Source organism: Priestia sp. 10L35 (genome assembly GCF_056395685.1).
The window spans coordinates 534,137-553,632 of sequence record NZ_JBFTKA010000001.1 but is presented as its reverse complement, the minus strand read 5'-3'; the positions used below and the strand labels follow the sequence as shown (position 1 = coordinate 553,632).

The window sequence follows — 19,496 nt, the reverse complement described above, 5'->3', positions numbered from 1 at the left end:
TCCTTATCCTACAGGCTGTTGCACCTGTAGGACAAGCTTTTTCTCTTTTATCGTTTGTACCCTAGATGCATCGCTGCTACTCCACCTGTGTAAGATTTCACTTCAACATCTGTCAAACCGGCTTCACGGAACATATCAGCCAATTGCTTTTGACCTGGAAAGTCCCTTGCTGACTCTTGAAGCCATGAATATTCATCATAGCTTTTAGCGACCATCTTTCCAAGCGCAGGCATAATATACTTAAAGTAAAGCAAGTACATTTGTCGGTAGCCGATCATCGTGGGCTGAGACGTTTCAAGGCAAACCACTTTTCCGCCAGGTTTCACGACGCGCTGCATTTCCTTTAACACTTGAAGGTAATCGGGCACGTTGCGCAGTCCGAATCCAATCGTTACATAGTCAAATGAATTATCTTCAAAAGGAAGTTCCATTGCATTGCCATGTAGTAAGGTAATATTTGAAAAAGGTGAGTTTTTTACTTTCTCTTCACCAATCTTTAGCATATTTTGACTAAAATCCAGGCCAACTGCCTCTCCTGTTTCTCCAACTGCTTCAGCCATAGCTAGCGTCCAATCCGCAGTTCCGCAACAAACATCTAAAGCTTTTGTTCCTTTTTGAACATTCATTCGCTTCATCGTATCTTTGCGCCATGCCTTATGACGCTGAAAACTAATAACAGAATTCATTTGATCATAATTTTTGTATATTTTTTCAAATACGCCATGGACACGCTGTTCTTTTGATTGCTGCATATCTCTATCCTTCTCCTACGACATTTTTCAGCACTTCTAAGCTAGATGTAAGTTCATCTAAGTGCTCTCTTAAAAACTCATTCATCACAAATTCACTTCGTAAGTATCCTCTAACAATGTTTACAGACTGTTGAGTATACGAATAAAGGTATTCTTTTATTTGTTCTTGATTCATACCAATTTGTTTGCAATAGTTTAGCAAGAGAGTAGGCTCTTTATGCTGTAATGACTTTAATTGCTTTAATATCCCGTTCAAATACGCTGCATGTTTTAAAAGTTCTTTCCACTCTTCACGTTCAAAATAGTCACATAAGCATCTTACAAACGATGATTCTGCTGCTAAAAAACTATTCATAACGTCGTGTGGATTAGTAGAGCGATTGTTATAAATGTGTATCTTAGCGATATTAATTTCTTTAATAGCAGATGCTATAACTTTCATTAAATTCAGCTGGTTGCTTTGAGCTAAATAGTAATAGTACAGGCCGCTGTAATAATCTCCGGCCAAAACTACCAGCTGCCGCTCATGCAGCTTTCCTTCATTTCCGCTAACATTTTGAGTGGAGACTAGATCGTGGGTATCAAGTGCGGTTTGAACGAGCATCACAGATAGCACAGAGCTGTTCTTTTTTTCTTCTTCCATTGAGAGAGTATCTAAGAACGAACACATGTACAGTAATCTATTTTCATCAATACGCGGATGATGAATATATTTTTTTACATATGGATGACTTAATTCAACATGAAGCTGTTCTTTCATGTTGGCCACAATATCATAGATGGTTTTTACGCTCATCATCCTTGTCTCCCTTTCCATCACTATTTGTTTAAAGTTCTTTTAACTCCAAATCGATAGTGTCAATTATAACATAATTACATTATAAAATATCCTTTAAATTCTTTTGAAGCTTTTTCACGGTTTAAATCATTTAGCTGCTCATCCGCTTGAACACCGTTCATCTACATACCATCTGGATTTCTTAGACAGTAATTTAAGATATTGCTTTTAGTTTCACCATGTTTTTCCTGTTCTTATTCATTTATTTTAAATATAAATAAAAGCAGGAAAATCCCTGCTTATTTTTTCGTATCGGATTCAATTTCTCCGTGAACAGTCTGAATGACGGCTTTGCCACGAATTTTAATTGCGGATGTATGCTCAGTAAACTGCGCAATCATTACTTCGCCTTTATCTAGTTTTTCTGAATGATGAAATCGCGTATCTGCTCCTCGCGTTAAGCCAATTACGTTAACTCCATCTTCGACCGCTTTAATGACAATATACTCCGGCGTTCCTTTTTGTGTCATATTCTCTTCTCCTTCATCATCCACATTATGATTTAATCAGTGATAAAACTTCAGCTCTAGAACTTGCATCGTGTTCTAACACTCCGCGTACAGCAGAAGTGATTGTCATAGCTCCAGGCTTTTTAATGCCGCGCATGGTCATACACATGTGCTCTGCTTCCACTACTACCATTACCCCGTGCGGCTCTAATGTTTCTACAATAGAATCCGCCACTGTAGATGTAATTCTCTCCTGAAGCTGAGGACGTTTTGCAACAGCTTCTACTGCTCTTGCCAGCTTACTTAAACCGGTCACTCGTCCGCCTTTTGGAATATACGCAACATGAGCTTTTCCATAAAAAGGAACTAAGTGGTGTTCACACATAGAGTAAAAAGGAATATCTTTTACAAGCACTAGCTCTTCATGATCTTCTCCAAAAACTGTTTTAAAATGTTCTTTTGGATCTTCATTCAACCCGGAAAAGACTTCCTCATACATTTTAGCTACTCGCTTTGGTGTATCTAATAATCCTTCACGGTTTGGATCTTCGCCAATTGCTTCTAAAATTAATCTCACGGCTTGTTCGATCTGTGGTTTATTTACAGATGACATGTTGTTGCCCTCCAATTCGTTGCATTACGACTTTATGAAAAAAATTCTAGCATATGTATATACCAAAGGCAAAAAAGAAAGGTCGCAAATGTGCGACCTTTCAAAGCTCTTCATCAACGGCTATGAATAAAGCCATTTTATGTAGATATTATTTTACAGCATCTTTAAGAGCTTTACCTGGTTTGAATGCAGGAACTTTGCTAGCAGGAATTTCGATTTCTTCGCCAGTTTGTGGATTGCGTCCTTTACGAGCAGCACGTTCACGTACTTCGAAGTTACCAAAACCGATAAGTTGAACTTTGTCCTCAGCTTTTAAAGCTTCTAAAATTGTATCGAAAACAGCATCAACTGCTTTTGTAGCATCCTTTTTTGAAAGCTCACTTGCTTCTGCAACAGCATTAATTAATTCTGTCTTGTTCATGCCATTCACCTCCTCCCAAAATCGGATCATATAATAACTAAAAACCTTGTTAGAAAAGGAATCTAGTAATTCGTTATATCTCATTCTTTAACAAAACAAATGGATATTATACATAACCTATGTATCGACAAGCCTAATCATAAACGATTGAACTAAATAATTCAATGTTTTTCATTCATCTGCCGTATGTATGTAGTAAAAACAGTATGATCGATCGATTTCTGTTAAAAGATTAACATATTGAACAAGGCATAGCAAGCAGAAAATAACGCAGGAATAGGATAACCACGCGATCTATCACAATATATGTAAAGTTTTGTATGATCTATCCAAAAAGAAGAGGCTCCTTTATGAGGAGCCTAACGTTACATGCTTATAGAATAATCGCGATTAAACCTCCGGATCCTTCGTTAATAATCCGTTCTAGCGTTTCTTTTAACTTGTATCGTGCATTTTCAGGCATCAGCGACAGCTTTCCTTGAATCCCTTCTCTTACGATTGAACTTAGAGAGCGGCCAAATATATCTGAATTCCAAATTGAAAGCGGATCATCTTCAAAGTCTTGCATCAAATAACGAACTAATTCTTCGCTTTGCTTCTCCGTTCCGATAATCGGGGCAAATTCTGATTCTACATCCACTTTAATCATGTGTATTGAAGGTGCCACTGCTTTTAAACGAACTCCAAAACGCGATCCTTGGCGAATAATTTCAGGCTCATCAAGGCTCATATCCGAAAGCGAAGGTGCAGCTACACCATAACCCGTTTGTTTAACCATACGAAGGGCATCAGAGACTTGATCATACTCGGTTTTTGCATGCACAAAATCTTGCATTAACTGCAGCAAATGATCTCTTCCGCGAATTTCTACTCCCACAATTTCTTTCAAGATCTGGTCGTATAAGTCATCTGGAGCATATAAGTCAATTTCAGCAATTCCCTGCCCCATCTCAATTCCGGCTAATCGAGCCTGATCGATAAACTCAAACTGGCTAAATTGCTCTACTACCCGTTCAACGTCTCTCAGCCTCTTAATATCTTTTACCGTTTCTTTAACGGCTTCTTGATAGCTTTCACGCAGCCAATGTTTATCTTTTAAAACCATTACCCAGCTTGGTAGATTAACGTTGACTTCTAATACAGGAAACTCGTAGAGTGCTTCTCTTAATACGTTCATCACATCAGTATCGCGCATGCTTTCCACACTCATCGCTAATACTGGAATATCATATTTTTCATTAAGCTTTGCACGAAGCTTTTCTGTATCAGGATGATATGGCTGTACGGTATTAATAACCATGATAAATGGTTTCCCTACTTCTTTTAGTTCATTAATGACGCGCTCTTCTGCTTCCACGTAATCTTGACGAGGTATATCTCCAATTGAGCCATCTGTTGTAATGACGACACCAATCGTTGAGTGTTCTTGAATTACCTTTCTCGTTCCAATTTCAGCCGCTTCGTGAAATGGAATTGGTTCTTCATACCAAGGTGTATTGATCATTCGAGGTCCGTTTTCATCTTCGTACCCTTTAGCGCCTGGCACCGTATATCCTACACAATCTACTAACCGTATGTTAACTTCTAGCCCGTCATCTACCAAAACATTAACTGCTTGATTCGGTACGAATTTCGGCTCAGTTGTCATAATCGTTTTTCCAGCTGCACTTTGTGGTAGTTCATCTTGTGTGCGAGCTCTTTCTGCCTCGTTCTCGATGTGAGGCAGGACCACCAGCTCCATAAATTTTTTAATAAATGTAGATTTTCCTGTTCGAACTGCTCCCACCACACCTAAATATATATCGCCTCCTGTACGTTCAGCGATATCTTTAAATACATCCACCTTTTCCAAAAGATCCCCTCCGATCTATGAGTTCATGGAATATGACATCCATTGCGAGAGTAAATTAGGACACTATATAGTTATGACGTTGTCCTATTAAAATATGACTTTTGATAGAAAAATTTATGATTTTTTTCATGCACATGCTGACTTAGTCATTCTGATTATCATTATTGGTGTACAAGAAAGAGAAAACCCCTTCTCTCTGAATATTATTCAAGGAGAAGGGGTTCATGACTTATTTTTTTAAAAATATTGGTTCATTCTTATCGTTGACTGTATAAGGAAGAGAGTAAGCAGGTACAAAATCACTGTTTTCCACAAGGAGCTTTCGTATATCTTCACCAGGTTTGTAGGAGCTTTTATGCTTTTGAATGGCATCATACAAATCAGGACGATAATCTACAAATACATCTCCCTGTCCATTAACAATTAAAGAAAGACTATTCCCTGTATATGGGCTAGTAACGACAGGAGGCTCTTTCATATTCAATTTTTTATAATTAATAGAGAATACGCCGGGAGCGATGACCTCTTTAAACGGTACGTACCCTTTATGATTTTGACGGTATATATTCAAATGTACGTTAACATCTTGAATCGTATCCGCCATTCGTAAGTCTAATAATTTAACCTTGGGCTTTGTTTCTGCATCCACAAGCACGTACGCAAATATCCCTCCGCTTTCATACGAATTACCAGGTGCGTCTTGCATGTATCTAGGAACAATTTTCGTAAAGTCAATCGGATATTTTTGATAAATCGGCGTGTCCATATCTTTCGTTTTTATTGGCAATAAGCCTCCGCTTTCTTGTTTAAATTGATCAACCGCCGTTTGCACGGAAGCAACTTGATCTTTATAAGGAACTTGATTTTGAGACATTCTTTCTGCCGGGTACAAACAACCGGATAATACAAAAATGGTTAACCCAACAATAGACGTTAGCATGAATTTTTTCATTTTCCTCACCCTACCATATGTACATTAAGCATCTGTCGGCCCGCTGAATACAACAATTACCATAATAAGACCTGCTACAATCATAAGCGAATAGGCAATGAAAGCGAGTACAATTTTACCAATGCGGTTCGTAATTTTATAACGACTAAAGTAAATAGAAAATACCGAAATAAACATAAATACAATGGAGCCCAATGAAATCCACATCTTTAACAAACCTGGCGACAAACTGCATCCACTCCTTTTTTCACCGTTATTATAACATAAGGACTTATAGTTAAGATGGATATTGATAGAACTTTCTAAATTAACTATTTATTTACCTTCCAGTGATTCATGCTCTATAGTAATTACTTTCCTATTAAATTGACAAATTCCTGCTTATTCACATAAAAAAATCGAAGCGAAGGGGGCTCTTCGCTTCGATCATAACTAAATATTCCCATACTAACAGTTCTACTCATCTTTATTTACACGTTATTTTATGCAAGTAAATGATTTTGGGTATCACTAATTGCCTATTTTTTCATATTTCTTTGCACTTAATTTAATTTTTCTCCTAAAACATTCGCTAAATCTTCCATTTCATGTGTTTTAGTACGAGACATAAGCGCGTCTACTGCATCCTTTGCCTTCACATCATTAAACAGTACATTATATAAAGCATCAGCAATCGGCATTTTTACGTCATATTTTTGAGATAGCTGGTAAGCTGCTTTCGTCGTGCGTACACCTTCTACAACCATTCCCATATTTTCTAATACTTCGTCTAAATTTTTGCCTTTTCCAAGAAGATTACCAGCGCGCCAATTTCGAGAATGAACGCTTGTACACGTTACAATCAAGTCTCCAATCCCAGTTAAACCTGAGAACGTCAAAGGATTGGCACCAAGCACAGTACCTAAACGAGCGATTTCAGCCAAGCCACGAGTCATAAGAGCGGCCTTCGCATTGTCACCATATCCAAGTCCATCCGTAATACCAGCAGCAAGAGCAATAATATTTTTTAACGCTCCCCCAATTTCCACACCAATCACATCAGGATTTGTATAAACACGGAAGTACTGCTGATTATTAAATAAATCCTGCACTTTTTCTGCTGCTTGTATATTTGTTGAAGCTGACGTCACAGTTGTGGGCTGCCTTCTACTTACTTCTTCAGCATGACTCGGACCTGATAAGACAACGATGTCTTTTGTATCAATTTCTTGTTGAATCATTTGAGATATACGTAAAAGAGAATCCGGTTCAATCCCTTTACTTACGTGAACAATTGTAAATAGTTCATCGGTAAGGGATTTTAGCTGCTGCAACACTTCACGAATGGCCTTCGTTGGAACAGCTAAAATAAGGGTTTCAACACCTTCTATTGCCTTTTCTAATGACGTAAAACCTTTAATCTGATGAGGAAGCTCTACACCAGGCAAATATTTTTCATTCTTATGCGTCTCGTTGATTTGATCAATGACTTGTTGTCTATGTCCCCAAATGCGAACATCGTGTCCATTTTCCGCCAATACGAAAGCTAATGCAGTTCCCCAGCTTCCTGCTCCTAGTACAGCTATTCTTTCCACGCCGATCACATCCTCTGTTATTTTCTTGGTCTTGCAATAATTTTAATTGGAGTTCCTTCAAATCCAAAAGCTTCACGAAGCTTATTTTCTAAGAAACGTTTATATGAAAAATGCATTAGCTCAGGATCATTTACAAACACAACAAAAGTTGGCGGCTTGATTGCTACTTGAGTTGTGTAATAGATTTTCAAGCGGTTGCCGTTGTGAGTAGGCGTAGGGTTCATTGCTACTGCATCCATAATCACATCATTTAAGATGCTTGTTTCTACACGTACCGCATGGCTTTCGCTTGCAAGATCAATCATCGGCAATAGCGTATGCGTACGTTTTTTCGTTTTAGCTGAAAGGAATACAATTGGAGCATATGTTAAGAACTGAAAATGCTCACGTATATTCTCTTCAAATTTTTTCATTGTTTTTTCATCTTTTTCTACTGTATCCCATTTGTTCACAACGATGACAACAGCTTTTCCAGCTTCTTGTGCATAGCCAGCAATTTTCTTATCTTGTTCAATAATACCCTCTTCAGCATTTAATACAACTAAGACAACATCTGAGCGTTCAATTGCCTTTAATGCGCGCAGTACGCTGTATTTTTCAGTACTCTCGTACACTTTTCCACGCTTTCTCATTCCAGCTGTATCAATAACAACATATTCTTGATCTTCTTTTGTAAACTTTGTATCAATGGCATCGCGTGTCGTGCCGGCAAGATCACTGACAATAACACGGTCTTCACCTAGAAGAGCATTAACTAATGAAGATTTCCCTACGTTAGGACGACCAATCAATGAAAATTTAATGACGTCTTCTCCGTAATCTTCGTCTTTTTCTTTTGGAAAGTGCTTAGCTGCCTCGTCTAGCAGGTCACCTAAACCTAAACCATGCGTTCCTGAGATTGGGAACGGTTCTCCATATCCTAGTGCGTAGAAATCATAGATTAATTCTCTCATTTCAGGATTATCTACTTTATTAACAGCTAGGACAACGGGCTTTTTGGATTTGTATAAAATTTTCGCCACTTCTTCATCAGCTGCAGTAATTCCATCGCGTCCATTCACTAGAAAAATGATTACGTCCGCTTCATCAATTGCAATTTCTGCCTGCTGTTTGATCTGTTCTAAAAATGGTTCATCTCCAATATCAATACCGCCGGTATCAATAATGTTAAAGTCCACATTCAGCCACTCACCTGAACTATAGATACGATCACGAGTTACACCCGGAATATCTTCTACAATAGATACTCGCTCTCCTACAATTCGGTTGAAAATTGTTGATTTTCCTACGTTGGGACGACCAACAATCGCAATAATTGGTTTTGGCATACGATTCTTCCCTTTCCTTGATCTTTTTTATGTATCGGCAACCAGTCTTTAATCGACTAAAGGTATTTATCTACATGTACAAATAAATAAGATCATTCTTTTTTCAAAAATTGAGGCCATGCAGCGTGGCATGACCTCTACTAATCGATCATAAGCGATAAAGCAGGCTTTTTATCAGCTCTATTTTACACCAGGCTGATTAACTGCCTATCCGCTGAATAAGCATTACTCTTTCAATCAAACAATTTTATCAAAAATCACCGGTAACAACAATATAATTTTACGAAATCTCTTCTTCTATTTGTAAGTACTTTGCTTTTGCCTGTGAGACTTCAGCACGTACAAATCTAAATAAGCAGAGAAATAAACCAGCATCTCCCAAATAAACATAGCTCCTACTGCTGTTGCTAAAACGTCGAGTGTCCGAAGAGACCCTACTTCATAAGATGCAATATCTCGAATGACAACTGCGTATAAAAAATCTCCTCCAACTACACCTAAAATGATCGCTGCGAATCTTTTTTCAGCATCTTTAATCACCATAAAGCAAATATATAAGATAAGTCCAGTCAAAATCCACTTACGATCAATAAAAATCCATACAGGATCATAGAGCTCAAGTAAACAAAAACCAGCATAGGCAATTATTATAATGCCGCATACAATAACATAATATAACTGCTGAAACCTGCTGTAGCCTGAAGCATAAACACACGCTACCCCCACTAAAAACAAAGCGGTGTAGCTAAATGAAAACTGAGCCATATGCATGTTCATTCCGCTTAGGAGTATACTGATTAATATAATGGCTGCTACCTTCCAACGTCTAGGTGTTTTGGGCATAAGAAAAGTCGCAACAATCCATCCCATCCACGAAAGCCAATAAAAGAAAATTCCGTCCACTGAATATGGCACCTCCTCTACCTGTCATCAGTATGTATCAATTCGGTAAAACTTAATCGGAGTTTTAGAATAGAACCCCTTATTTTGGACAACCTATCAGAAAAAAGGAGGGAATCTAAAATGGGAAAAGATCGTCAAGAGAAAAAATTAAAAGAATCAAAACGAGTTGAATCTGACCGTGATCAAGGACTTCACTATCCGGGAGCAACTAGCTTGCAAAGTCCTGAAGAAGCACGCGAGTTAAATGAGCATAAATAAAAAAAATGCGCTGACTAAGTCAGCGCATTTTTTTTATTTTAAAACTGGATGTGAAACAGGATAGGAACGTTCTTTCTTTCCTGTAAACAAAAAGAGAACTCCTCCCACTAACAATAGTGCTCCTGACAAATAAAACCCGAATTCCATACTTCCAAGTTTATCTGCAAAATATCCGGTAATGTAAGGTGCAAAGATCGATGACAGCATGCCGCTGAAGTTGAAAAAACCGTACACTTTAGAGTACATGGACGATGGAGTAATATCCGCCATATACGAAATCAAAATCGGATCTAATGCTAATTTACCTATCAAACCGTACACAATTAAGCCGAATAATAGCCAAGAATAACTCTCTGTATAGGGAATAAAAAATTGACACAAAGCGCCCGCTACTGACAAACTCACAATTAATGCTTTTTTATTTGCAATTCGATCAGATATATATCCAAAGAAGATTGCTCCTGGAATAGACGCCCAAGGTACTAAAGATGCTATGATGCCTGTTTGAGACCCTTCTAAGCCTCGCGAGTGCTGCAAATAATAAGGAAGCCAAGTCAGCATCCCAAAAAATCCGTAAAGAGAGCAGAAGATTAAAATGTATACGAAAATATGATTTTTTGTAAATAATACTTTTAGCGACTGCTTTGTTTCTTTATTTAGCGAATTTTTTTCTTGATCCCTTTGCTTATCTTTTACAAAGAAAGCTATTAAAATAGCTATTACTATAGTTGGAATAGCAAATAAGTAAAAAGTAAACTGCCAGTCTTTTTCTAATGTATATGTAATGTATGTAGAACCGATAAAACCAAGTGATATACCAAAAGCCATTCCACTATTAATGAGCGCCGACACTAAACCTCGGTATCGTTCAGATGTGATGCTTGAAGAAATTCCGTATTGTGAACCATAATACGTTCCTTCTCCAAGTCCTGTCAGCGCCCGCATAAATAAGAACATACCGAAAGTAGTTGTAAGTCCTGTAAAAAATGTGGCAACTCCAAACAAGATGTATCCAGCTACTAAGATCTTAACTCGACCAAATCGATCTGCCAAAAAACCCGTTGGAATTTGCATAGCTGCATACGCTGCAAAAAATACGGTAAACATTAGCCCAAGTTCAGCTTTATTAAGATCCCACTGCGCACCGATATCTCCCATAACCGGAGATAAAATATTACGATCTGCATACATGAAAACCCAGCCTAAAAAGAAAAGAAAAATTGTAAATACAGGATGTCCCTTTTTCATTACGCCACCTCTTTTTTCTGATTTTTCTGTCTATTTTACTTATTATAAGGGGCTAACGTTTGGGATTTCATGCTTTTTGTCACTTCTTCTGCCAACATTTTTTGTTTTTTTAAATGAAAACGCGATCATTCATCTTTTAAAGAAATAAAAAAGCACGCAGTCAACTGCATGCTTTTTTATGATCTGTTATTAAATATTTCTATAGATACATTTCGCTGAGTCAGCCAGCTATGGGTATCCCCTGTAATAACTAGAGGCATTTGCTGAAGCTTAGCAATAGAAGTTGCTCCTAGCGCAGCCATGATGAACGTTAACTCCTCATGCATCTCGGCTATCTCTTCTACAACTGCTTCTAAACCAGACTTCATTAAAATGGATAAAAAATATCCTGCCATTCCCGTTGCAGAAGCTCCTAACGCAATAGACTTAGCAATATCCATAGAGGTTTGAATACCTCCCGAACCAATAATGGATATACCTTCTACGTGCTGAGATACTTCTGCTAAAGAAACTGCTGTGGAAATTCCCCAATCATTAAAGAAGTGAAAATGTTTTGCTCGTCTTTCATTTTCGATTTTCGAAAAATTGGTACCACCGTACCCACCAATATCAACGATTTCAACACCAACATCTTTAAGTTTTTGCACTGCTTGAGCGCTCATCCCAAAACCTACTTCTTTGACAATTACAGGAACGGTTACTTCTCGGACAATGCGTTCAATACGACGTAATGCATCGGTGAAATCACGATCTCCCTCCGGCATGACCAGTTCTTGTATAACATTTAAATGAATTTGAAGTCCATTTGCTTCAAGCATATCAACTGCTTTTTTAGCTTGTTCAACTGTAGCTTCACTGCCTAGGTTGGCAAAAATAATTCCGTTAGGGTTTTCTTGACGCACTACTCTGTATGATTGTTCTTCCTTTTCATCTTTAATCGCAGCCATCTGCGATCCAACGGCCATTGCTAATTGACCATGATGAGCAATTTGAGCAAACGAACGGTTAATCCGTTCCGTTTCTTGTCCGCCACCGCCCGTCATAGCATTTATAAAAATTGGCGAACTTAACAAAAGTTCGCCAATTTTTGTATCAATATGAACATCGTGCACGCCAGTATTTGGCAAGCTATTATGAACGAAGCGAATATCATCTAGCCCGTGCAGCCGATGCTGTCCCGTTTGAATCGCATGATGAATGTGATCAATTTTACGTTTTGCTCTGCTCACAAATCATCACCATTACTTATCTTAATTTTTTTAATTGATCCCCAATCATATCACCTAATTGGAAACCTTTTGACTCTTCTTGTAATTCATAGTCACCGTAATCTTCTTGTTCTTCTTCCTCAAGATCACGAATGCTTAACGAAACGCGTCGTTCTTGTTCATTCACATCAAGTACTTTCACCGTCACTTTTTCGCCTTCAGAAAGCACTTCATGCGGTGTCCCGATATGCTTATGGGAAATTTGAGAAATGTGTACAAGTCCTTCTACTCCAGGTAGAACTTCCACAAAAGCTCCAAAAGATACAAGTCTTTTAACGGTTCCATCTACTACATCACCTTGGCGAAGCTTCGTAGAAATGTTGGACCATGGACCTTCTAACGTATCTTTAATAGATAATGAAACACGCCCCGTTGATTTGTCAACAGACAATACTTTGACTTTCACAGCATCTCCCTCAGCTACTACGTCTGAAGGTTTTTCTACACGCGTATGTGAAAGCTGAGAAATGTGCACTAACCCATCTACTCCGCCCACATCTACAAACGCTCCAAAGTCTGTTAAGCGCTGAACGGTTCCTTCTAAAACCTGACCTTCTTTTAATGACTCAAGAACATTTTCTTTTTGTTGTACAAGCTCTTCTTCTACAACTGCACGATGCGAAAGGATCACGCGATTTTTTTCTTTATCTAATTCCACTACTTTGACCGTAAGAGTTTGATCTTGATACTCTGCAAAATCATCAACGAAATGAGTTTCAACAAGAGAAGCTGGAATGAACCCTCTCACACCAATATCTACTACTAATCCGCCTTTGACAATTTCTTTGACTACCGCTTCAAACACTTCACCTGAAGAAAGTTTTGCTTCTAAACCATCCCATGCTTTTTCAGCATCTACAGCCCGTTTAGATAGCACAAGCAAATCGTCTTCCACTTTAATTACTTTCGCTTCGACTTCGGCACCTTCTTGGATTACATCGCCTGCTTTTTCAATATGTAAGCTCGCTAATTCACTAATTGGAATAATACCGTCTAGTTTGCTGTTAGGTACATCTACATACACTTGCTTTTCTTCTACTTTTGTAATAGTACCTTTTACTGTTTCTCCTACTTCTAATGACGTTACCTCTACTTGATTCATATCTTCTGTCATCGTCTTTTCCTCCTCCAATATCCATCTACAATATGTATTCCCTTGTAAGAGTTCTTCACTCTTTTAGCTCATCATTATTGTATATAGCTCTGTATAGAAAAAACTCTCTTTGTTACTAACTTCTAATAAATAGAATCTTTTGTCAAGTCATAAGGTTACAAACTATTGATATTTTTCAATTAATTCACCAATGCTTTTCATAATAACTTCGGTCACTTCGTCGGCTGGTGCTTTTCGTTCGCGAAGCTCATCCATCTGAATTGGCGGTCCGTACACTACTTTTAACCTTGCAAAACGCTTATATGGACCAATAACAGCACAAGGCACAACAGCTGCTTTTGAACGCAAAGCAAAAAAGCCTACTCCAGCCATCCCTTTTCCTAATTTCCCATCTTTACTTCTTGTTCCTTCGGGAAACAATCCAAGCACTTTTCCTTCTTTTAAAATCTTTAACCCCTGGCGCAAAGCTTCACGATCTGCCATCCCGCGCTTTACAGGGAATGTTTCTAACTTTGGCAGAACCGTCTTCAGAAAAGGTGCTTTAAACAGCTCTGCTTTTGCCATAAACGAAATGGGCCTTGGACATGTCACACCTACAGTAGGCGGATCTAAGTTGTCAATATGATTTGAACAAAGCAACACTCCGCCTTCTGAAGGGATATTTTCTGCACCGATTACTTCATAACGATAAACTGGTGTTAAAATGCCTTTTACAATGGCACGTGCAAACATATAAAAGCTCAAAATCATCCAATCCTTTCTTTTGTAATAGAAAGTATTTTTTCTACAACTCCTTCAATCGATAAAGAAGTTGTATCGATTTCAATTGCATCTTCAGCTTTTTTAAGAGGTGCTACTTCGCGCTCAGAATCCAGCTTGTCTCTGCGGGCAATTTCTTCTTTTAAACGCTCTAAATTTGATTCAAAACCTTTTTTTATGTTTTCGTCGTGGCGTCGCTGTGCTCTTTCATCCACAGACGCTAATAAAAAGATTTTAACTTCTGCGTGAGGAAGCACGTGTGTACCGATATCACGTCCATCCATTACAACGCCTCCATCTTTAGCAAGGCCCTGCTGTCTCGCTACCATCTCTTCACGAACTGCACGATGTTTCGCTACGATGGATACAGAGTTAGTTACTTCTGCCGAACGAATTTCACTTGTAACATTCTGTCCATTCAAGATGACTACCTGTCCAGATTCAGACGGTTTTAAATCGATTACTGTTTCGTTAAGCAAATGCAATAGCTCTTCTTCATTTTGCAAATCTACCTGGTTTTTCTGCGCTTGATACGTTAGAGCACGGTACATCGCTCCTGTATCAACATAAATATATGATAAGGTTTCTGCTATAATCTTTGCCACTGTACTTTTCCCAGCAGCTGCAGGACCGTCAATCGCGATTGAAATTTGTTTTTCCATAAGTGCCTCCCTTAATTTCAAAACAGGAACAAACCACTTTCATCTTTTATACAATGAGCCATTTTATATGAAGCGTTTATAAACGAAAAAAAGAGCAGGGGGTCTTCTCCTGCCTGGTGTTCACTGCATGTTTCTTTCCTAGTTATTCTACCATACGTCCGACTACTGGTCGAATGTTTCAATAATTTTATTAAAATTATTTTTGCTAACTCCCTCATACTGAATAACCTTTGAGAAATATGTACTGTGACTGCTAGATAGTAAAATACATTGGGCAATTATTAAAAACACAAATTGAATAACCACTAATTTAATTAAAATTCGTTCTATTCGATTCACCTTTTTTCTCCTTTTGTAAGAAGTAATACCTTTGCTTACAGTTTAGGAAAGAGAAGTTTTTTTTATACGCTAAAGAAGACCTTTTCTTCTTAGGTCGAGCTGACGCTTTAAGGTATAACGAATCATCATTTCTTTCGTTTGTTTTTCCATATTCATAAATTTAATAGATAGCTGACCTACTTTACAAGGAGTCGGGGCGGTAATTCGTACAACTTCCCCTTTTAATTCAAGATGCTGCAAAGCTCCCTCACGATTAGGAAGACTTAATCGTACAACAACCGAATCTTTCTCATTAAAAAGCAGCGAGTGATGGAAGGAGCCGGCTATTCCACCTGCACTGATGTTTTTAGTCATGATTTCCATTACATCCTGCTGTTCTTGTTCACTTTCTATCACCGCCTTCACTGTAAGCGGCACACGAAAAAAATTTCTTCTTTGGATAGATTTTAACTTTTTATCGCCCGGGTAAAAGAGCTTCACAACAGGCATGCCTTTTATTTCACGCCCTGTTACTTCAGTTGGAAAAGTATATACATTTTGATCATATCCAATAAACGTAGCAAGCAATTTTGTACCTTTTAGTAAAAAAGCACTTCGCTGCGTTTCTTCATTTAGCGGATAGCTAATATAAATCACGTCTTCCGTAAACTCAACTACTTTACACCGATATGTTTGTTGTAATGTAGACTCTCTGTGCCCGCTCTCTAACGTCAACCTCATTCCCGCTTTTATCATCTTCTCTCTCCTTCAGTTCCACTATATACACTTTTTCCCTTTATTTAAACATAGTCAAATATGTTTATTTTGTAAATATAAATTAGTTATTTAGACTCAATAAAATATTACAAAACACAAAAACCAGTGTCTATAGACACTGGTTTTTATCAACTTTACACTTCATTATATAAAGGTTCTGAGTTTTGCAGTTTTTCGACTTTTTCTTCAAAACCCGTATCGGCATTGATGAAAATACGATACGTATCATTTTTTATTGTCCCTAAAAACTCATAGCATAGCACTTCTTCGTTTAAATCATTCGTAATAATTGCCAAGCGTTCTTCCATCACTTTTACATTCGAGTTCAGCTTGGTTTTTGCCTGTTCTTTCGAAATTTTAGGTTTTGGAATATCTCTTGTACGATGTTTTAATAAGAAGTCTTTAGCTGAGAAACCAATCACAGATCCATCTTCTAAAGACATTTTCATTTTAACTGAATCCGGATAAATCCGAACTCCACTTTCCGTTTGCTCTACGAATGTAAAGACTCCCATATTATCATATTGAGCGCTTTCAGCCATCACTAGGCTTTCAAAACGATGATCTTTTAAAAACTTATTCGCTTTGTTCATAGCATCGTTTAAACTAATATTTTGTTTTTTAATATCTCGATCTTCGAGCACCCAAAGCGGATATCCACCTTTTTGTGTAATATCCATATACGTCTCTTGTTTAGTCTTTGGATCTGTAATGGTTAAGCTGTACACTTCATAATCAGCGTCTTTTCCGCTCTTTACAATATGAATTTGTTCATTTCCTTTTAAATTCAAAAACGAACGCGCCACTTGTTTTGCCACATCTTCACTAACTTCTCTACCTTTTAATTGATGAAAAGCGTTTTTTTCCTGCTCATTCGTTGCATTCATAACGCCTAAATCTGTTTCGGCAAAAGAATCCATACTTTTTTCAACGGTTTTTAATCCGTCAATAATCGTATTGTCCCCTTGCTTTTCTTTTGTCGCTAAGGCTAGCTCAACATCCATCCAGCGCAAGTTATTATCAATGACTAGATGCTGTACTTGGCGCATTTCATTTTGAATTTCGCCTGACTGATCATAAAGCGAATTTAACGTTTTATACTCTTTATCTGTTAGGGGGGATTTGCTTAAATCCCTTACCGCCACTTTATACGTAAAGTCACCAACATCTGAAAGAAACTCTTCTGTTTTATTGAACGGTAACAGCGATAAAGGCAGCTGTCCTACATTGTTATGAGCTTCAGAAGTTAAACGCCATACTTCTGCAAGCGCGGGCGAAAGCTGATCTCTCGAACTCATGGCGAGCGTGCCACCAATTTTATCATTTAATAAATCTAGCTGATATGACAAATCATGAAATGCTCGTTGATACGTATTCTCCGCTTGAAGCAGCACAGCATCTTTTTCTTGATGTTCGCTGTACCCCCAATACCCTACACCTACAACACCAATAGCTAATAATACAATTAAAATTGTTCGAATCATGTTTCCTTCACCTCTCTTTATCGACAGAAAATGTGTTTCCCGATTTGCTTAATTTGAGGACGTGACCAAATCCATGCGCTTGTTGCTGTATCCGGATTAAAGTAATAAATAGCATTCCCAGTAGGATCCCATCCGTTAATCGCATCCATAACCGCTTTTTTAGATGTTGGATTGGGTTCAAGCCAAATTTGCCCATCTGCTACGGCAGTAAATGCACGCGGTTCAAAAATAACTCCAGCGACTGTATTTGGAAATGACGGACTGTTAACTCGGTTCAAAATAACGGCCGCTACGGCTACTTGGCCATTATATGGTTCACCCCGTGCTTCACCATGCACGGCATTTGCCATGAGCTGAATATCATTTTGTGAAAAACCGCTTGGTACATTCACCGCTGTTGGCTTTTGTGCTTTTTCTTTCTGTTGTTCAGAATTTCCTTTAGACGTATTACGCTGCGGCTGACTGGCAGGTTTTTTTGCTTGAGAAGATCCGCTTTGTGCTTTTTGCTGACCATTGTTCCCCCTGCTTTTCCCACTGCTACCGCTTCCTTTAGACTGTTGATCAAGAGGCTGACCGCCATAGTGCGTAAACTTATTCCCTTTTCTAATTTGATTTTTCACATAGTTTTCGTGATATTTTGTTGCGTTGGCTAATTTAATCTTTGTTTGCCAGCCTGCTAAACCGTCAATCTTTTTAATGCCAAATTCATATTGAAAATTGCGCAGCGCCCAGTATGTGCTCCATCCAAATACACCGTCAATTTTCCCATTATAATAACCTAAATACTGAAGTCTCGACTGCAGCTCAATAACGTCATCTCCAACTGCTCCGTGTTGAATGACTTGATTTGAAAACGCGTGAGCGGCCTTTGGACTCACAACGGATGCTGCAATAAATGAACATATGCATATGAGACATGCATACTTTTTAAAACATCGAAATGATAACATGACAAAACCTCCTACATCGTATGTAACTGATAAGATGATAGGAGTATTTTTTGTAAAGGTTGTTTTTTTATACAAGATGCGCAAAATTTACCGAAATGAAAAAAACTCAGCTCGTAAATCTCTCAAAAAAAGATTTACAAGCTGAGCCTAGACAATCGATGGCTGTTTGGCCTTTTTTACTTTTCTTAACGCCAGCCACCATAAATAAATCATAAATGGAATAATAATAAATACCCAATGATCCATTGTTTTTAAAATATAATCATATGTTCCATGTAAAATGAGCGGCGCAAATACGGAGTACAGCGTCCACTTCGTTTTTTCCTTTCCTTCAGAAAACTTTGCTTTCCCTAAATAATACCCCATAATGACGCCGAATAAAGCATGACTAGATACGGGTAAAAAGGCTCTTCCTAGCGCTGATTCTAAACCATTTGCAAATAAATATAAAATATTTTCAACGGTAGCAAAACCTAATGAAACAGCTGCCCCGTAAACAATTCCATCATAATGCTCATCAAATTCCACATGCTGATAAATCGTGAAATATAAAATGAACCATTTGAAAAATTCTTCTAAAAAGCTTGTCGTAAAAAATGCTTGAAGAAAAGGTGATTGAAAAACGTGTTCTTCACCAAATACATATTGAATAAACATAATTGGCAAAACAAGCATTGCTCCAAAAATAAATGTTTTTAATACCATTGAAATAGGCTCAGTTTCATATTCATCTTTCAAATAAAAAAAACTTAACAATGCCAATCCTGGCGCAATGCCTGCAGATACAATCGCCAACATAAATAGCGCCTCATCTCCTCTATTTTTTTTAATAGTAACATGTTATCTTTAGGATGAAAATCTCCGTCTATAATGTCCTTATCTTTATATGTAAATGCTCACATAACTTGCTGTCGATTTACAAAGCCTAACAAAGACCTTAAACAAGTATACCAAAAAATGTATCATACTTATATGA

The 19,496-nt window shown here is 37.8% G+C and carries 22 protein-coding genes; 1 reads left to right on the top strand and 21 read right to left on the bottom strand.

Annotation, left to right across the window (positions count from 1 at the left end; all coding sequences use genetic code 11):
* Positions 1 to 47 precede the first annotated feature (47 nt).
* From AC1DEF_RS02870 to AC1DEF_RS02820, 11 genes are all read right to left on the bottom strand, one after another.
* The gene (locus AC1DEF_RS02870) at positions 48 to 752 is read right to left on the bottom strand and encodes a demethylmenaquinone methyltransferase (protein WP_013059012.1); all 705 of its coding nucleotides are present in this window, start codon (positions 750 to 752) and stop codon (positions 48 to 50) included.
* A gap of 4 nt (positions 753 to 756) precedes the next feature.
* The gene (locus tag AC1DEF_RS02865) at positions 757 to 1,551 is read right to left on the bottom strand and encodes a heptaprenyl diphosphate synthase component 1 (protein ID WP_014458346.1); all 795 of its coding nucleotides are present in this window, start codon (positions 1,549 to 1,551) and stop codon (positions 757 to 759) included.
* A 278-nt stretch (positions 1,552 to 1,829) separates the two neighbouring features.
* On the bottom strand, positions 1,830 to 2,060 hold the full coding sequence (gene mtrB / locus AC1DEF_RS02860; protein WP_013059014.1) for a trp RNA-binding attenuation protein MtrB: 231 nt from the start codon (positions 2,058 to 2,060) through the stop codon (positions 1,830 to 1,832).
* Between the two features lie 25 nt (positions 2,061 to 2,085).
* Entirely contained in the window at positions 2,086 to 2,652 is a 567-nt protein-coding gene (gene folE, locus AC1DEF_RS02855) for a GTP cyclohydrolase I FolE (RefSeq protein ID WP_013059015.1), read from the bottom strand.
* 148 nt (positions 2,653 to 2,800) lie between these two features.
* Positions 2,801 to 3,073, bottom strand: a complete 273-nt coding sequence (locus AC1DEF_RS02850) for an HU family DNA-binding protein (RefSeq protein WP_013059016.1) — start codon at positions 3,071 to 3,073, stop codon at positions 2,801 to 2,803.
* Positions 3,074 to 3,446: 373 nt separating this feature from the next.
* The gene (spoIVA, locus tag AC1DEF_RS02845) at positions 3,447 to 4,925 is read right to left on the bottom strand and encodes a stage IV sporulation protein A (protein WP_013059017.1); all 1,479 of its coding nucleotides are present in this window, start codon (positions 4,923 to 4,925) and stop codon (positions 3,447 to 3,449) included.
* A gap of 229 nt (positions 4,926 to 5,154) precedes the next feature.
* Positions 5,155 to 5,877 carry a hypothetical protein gene (locus AC1DEF_RS02840; RefSeq protein WP_097824544.1) on the bottom strand — a complete coding sequence of 241 codons (723 nt, stop codon included), beginning with the start codon at positions 5,875 to 5,877 and terminating at the stop codon, positions 5,155 to 5,157.
* Positions 5,878 to 5,901: 24 nt separating this feature from the next.
* Complete coding sequence (locus AC1DEF_RS02835) at positions 5,902 to 6,105, bottom strand: DUF2768 domain-containing protein (RefSeq protein WP_013059020.1); 204 nt, start codon at positions 6,103 to 6,105, stop codon at positions 5,902 to 5,904.
* Positions 6,106 to 6,419: 314 nt separating this feature from the next.
* Positions 6,420 to 7,451, bottom strand: a complete 1,032-nt coding sequence (locus tag AC1DEF_RS02830) for an NAD(P)H-dependent glycerol-3-phosphate dehydrogenase (protein ID WP_013084894.1) — start codon at positions 7,449 to 7,451, stop codon at positions 6,420 to 6,422.
* 17 nt (positions 7,452 to 7,468) lie between these two features.
* The gene (der, locus tag AC1DEF_RS02825) at positions 7,469 to 8,779 is read right to left on the bottom strand and encodes a ribosome biogenesis GTPase Der (RefSeq protein WP_013059022.1); all 1,311 of its coding nucleotides are present in this window, start codon (positions 8,777 to 8,779) and stop codon (positions 7,469 to 7,471) included.
* A gap of 297 nt (positions 8,780 to 9,076) precedes the next feature.
* Positions 9,077 to 9,682 (bottom strand): YphA family membrane protein, encoded by a 606-nt coding sequence (locus AC1DEF_RS02820; protein WP_043976376.1) that lies wholly within the window; start codon positions 9,680 to 9,682, stop codon positions 9,077 to 9,079.
* Between the two features lie 120 nt (positions 9,683 to 9,802).
* On the opposite strand from AC1DEF_RS02820, the gene AC1DEF_RS02815 reads away from it, so the two are divergent.
* Positions 9,803 to 9,940, top strand: a complete 138-nt coding sequence (locus AC1DEF_RS02815; protein WP_013059024.1) for a YpzI family protein — start codon at positions 9,803 to 9,805, stop codon at positions 9,938 to 9,940.
* Positions 9,941 to 9,973: 33 nt separating this feature from the next.
* On the opposite strand, the gene AC1DEF_RS02810 is transcribed toward AC1DEF_RS02815, so the two are convergent.
* From AC1DEF_RS02810 to prsW, 10 genes are all read right to left on the bottom strand, one after another.
* Entirely contained in the window at positions 9,974 to 11,188 is a 1,215-nt protein-coding gene (locus AC1DEF_RS02810; protein ID WP_097824545.1) for an MFS transporter, read from the bottom strand.
* Between the two features lie 176 nt (positions 11,189 to 11,364).
* Positions 11,365 to 12,417: a type 2 isopentenyl-diphosphate Delta-isomerase gene (fni, locus tag AC1DEF_RS02805; protein WP_097824546.1), complete on the bottom strand. Its 1,053-nt coding sequence runs from the start codon at positions 12,415 to 12,417 to the stop codon at positions 11,365 to 11,367.
* A 16-nt stretch (positions 12,418 to 12,433) separates the two neighbouring features.
* Positions 12,434 to 13,570, bottom strand: coding sequence for a 30S ribosomal protein S1 (rpsA, locus tag AC1DEF_RS02800; RefSeq protein ID WP_013059027.1), 1,137 nt, complete (start codon positions 13,568 to 13,570; stop codon positions 12,434 to 12,436).
* A gap of 162 nt (positions 13,571 to 13,732) precedes the next feature.
* Positions 13,733 to 14,320 (bottom strand): lysophospholipid acyltransferase family protein, encoded by a 588-nt coding sequence (locus AC1DEF_RS02795; RefSeq protein ID WP_043976371.1) that lies wholly within the window; start codon positions 14,318 to 14,320, stop codon positions 13,733 to 13,735.
* Positions 14,317 to 14,991, bottom strand: coding sequence for a (d)CMP kinase (gene cmk, locus AC1DEF_RS02790; protein WP_013059029.1), 675 nt, complete (start codon positions 14,989 to 14,991; stop codon positions 14,317 to 14,319). Before cmk ends, AC1DEF_RS02795 begins: the two co-directional genes overlap by 4 nt.
* A 162-nt stretch (positions 14,992 to 15,153) precedes the next feature.
* A complete protein-coding gene (locus AC1DEF_RS02785) occupies positions 15,154 to 15,330 on the bottom strand; it encodes a YpfB family protein (RefSeq protein WP_013059030.1) in 177 nt (58 codons plus the stop codon).
* A 69-nt stretch (positions 15,331 to 15,399) separates the two neighbouring features.
* On the bottom strand, positions 15,400 to 16,065 hold the full coding sequence (locus AC1DEF_RS02780) for a flagellar brake protein (protein ID WP_053487718.1): 666 nt from the start codon (positions 16,063 to 16,065) through the stop codon (positions 15,400 to 15,402).
* 155 nt (positions 16,066 to 16,220) lie between these two features.
* Positions 16,221 to 17,570, bottom strand: coding sequence for a germination protein YpeB (ypeB, locus tag AC1DEF_RS02775; protein ID WP_097824547.1), 1,350 nt, complete (start codon positions 17,568 to 17,570; stop codon positions 16,221 to 16,223).
* Positions 17,571 to 17,587: 17 nt separating this feature from the next.
* A complete protein-coding gene (gene sleB, locus AC1DEF_RS02770) occupies positions 17,588 to 18,520 on the bottom strand; it encodes a spore cortex-lytic enzyme (RefSeq protein WP_043976367.1) in 933 nt (310 codons plus the stop codon).
* 147 nt (positions 18,521 to 18,667) lie between these two features.
* The gene (gene prsW / locus AC1DEF_RS02765) at positions 18,668 to 19,318 is read right to left on the bottom strand and encodes a glutamic-type intramembrane protease PrsW (protein ID WP_013059034.1); all 651 of its coding nucleotides are present in this window, start codon (positions 19,316 to 19,318) and stop codon (positions 18,668 to 18,670) included.
* Positions 19,319 to 19,496: the final 178 nt, after the last annotated feature.